This window comes from Kitasatospora sp. NPDC088351, assembly GCF_040685575.1.
Classification (GTDB): domain Bacteria; phylum Actinomycetota; class Actinomycetes; order Streptomycetales; family Streptomycetaceae; genus Kitasatospora.
Map to the genome: position 1 here is coordinate 1 of NZ_JBFBIL010000146.1, position 1385 is coordinate 1385.

Genomic DNA, 1385 nt, shown 5'->3' on the forward strand with positions numbered 1-1385 from the left:
GCCCTCGGCATGCCCAACATCCGACGGCAGCCCCGCGACCTTCGACACAGGGATCACCCCAGATCAGCCGACGCGAACCGAAACACGGAGGCTAGGCCGACACCTCACGAGCCGCCTCACGAGCCGCCTCGTGAGGTGTCGGCCCGAGCAGCCGGGCGAAGTCCGTCCCGAGGTGCCCGAGCACCGGCAGGGCGCCGAGGTCGGTGATCGCGCCGACCGGGATGCTGTACCCCTGGTTCACCTCCCGCGGGGCCGCGTCGGCAGCCTCGGCGGTGCCGAGGGCGGGGGTGAGGGCGGCGGCGCCGAGGAGTGTGACGGTCAGGGCGGTGCGGAGCGCGGTGCGCATAGTGCCTCCAGGGGGAGCGGAACGTGCCCTGTCAACGGTCCGCCGTGCCGCGCGGTCACCCATGGTCCAGCCTTTGGCCGCGTTCGTAAAGCTTCTTGACTTGTGTTCATGACAACACGTCAAAGGTATGGACCTTGCATGTCGGCCTGGCCTAGGTTCCATTTCGGGGTGATCGGAACGACTCCGAACTCCCGTTCGCGACAGGCTACTTGTTCACCCTGCGCGCAAGCGGCAGAACGGCGGACCGCCCCTGCCCAGCCAGCCAGCCATGCCATCCGCACCGAACCGGAGGGAACACATGCGAGTCGCCAAGAACCTCAGGATCCTGGCCGGAGCCCCGCTCGCCGCCGCCGCGTTGATCGCCCTGACGGCGGGGACGGCCAACGCCGCGATACCGATCAACCAGCCGATGACCGGCAAGGCGACCTACTACAACGACGCCGGCTACGGTGCCTGCGGCACCCAGATCAACGCCGCCACCCAGATGCTGGTCGCGGTCTCGCACACCTGGTGGACCACCGCCAACCCCAACAACGACCCGGTCTGCAAGGGCATTTCCGTCAAGGTGACCTACAACGGCAAGACCGTCACCGTGCCGGTCAAGGACCAGTGTCCGTCCTGCGACTCCACCCACATCGACCTGAGCCAGCCCGCCTTCGCCCAGCTCGCGCCGCTCGGCCAGGGCGTCATCAACGGTCTCACCTGGCAGTTCGTCAAGGCCGGCTTCGCCGGCGAGACCGTCCCCCTCTCCGAGCCCGTCACCGGCTCGACCATCGGCTGAGGCCTGTCCGGCAAATGATCCGCCTATGACCCGCCGGTGGATTCGCCGAGCCGGGGGATCAGGGAGGCCGGTACGAGTCCGGCGGGGTGGCGGTCGGTGAGTTGCCGAACCGCGTCCCGTCGTGCGGATCCGGCAGACGCGTGGTGGTCGCCCCTCGGAGGGGCTCATGCCTGCATTCTCACTCGTATACCGTCCACGACTGGTTTCCACCGCCGCTTCACCCGGCACACGACGCTCCCCTACCCATCACAGCAGGCG

General features: G+C 68.4%; 2 protein-coding genes. One reads left to right on the plus strand and one right to left on the minus strand.

What is annotated here, in order from left to right; all coding sequences use genetic code 11:
* Nucleotides 1–91 precede the first annotated feature (91 nt).
* Nucleotides 92–346 carry a hypothetical protein gene (locus tag AB0P06_RS36905; protein WP_363615390.1) on the minus strand — a complete coding sequence of 85 codons (255 nt, stop codon included), beginning with the start codon at nt 344–346 and terminating at the stop codon, nt 92–94.
* A 298-nt stretch (nt 347–644) separates the two neighbouring features.
* On the opposite strand from AB0P06_RS36905, the gene AB0P06_RS36910 reads away from it, so the two are divergent.
* A complete protein-coding gene (locus AB0P06_RS36910) occupies nt 645–1127 on the plus strand; it encodes a cysteine/serine endopeptidase inhibitor (RefSeq protein WP_363615392.1) in 483 nt (160 codons plus the stop codon).
* Nucleotides 1128–1385 lie beyond the last annotated feature (258 nt).

Excerpts from the sequence above, each read along its gene's own strand:
- AB0P06_RS36905 (WP_363615390.1), bottom strand. The coding sequence starts at position 346 with ATGCGCACCGCGCTCCGCACCGCCCTGACCGTCACACTCCTCGGCGCC.
- AB0P06_RS36910 (WP_363615392.1), top strand. The coding sequence starts at position 645 with ATGCGAGTCGCCAAGAACCTCAGGATCCTGGCCGGAGCCCCGCTCGCC.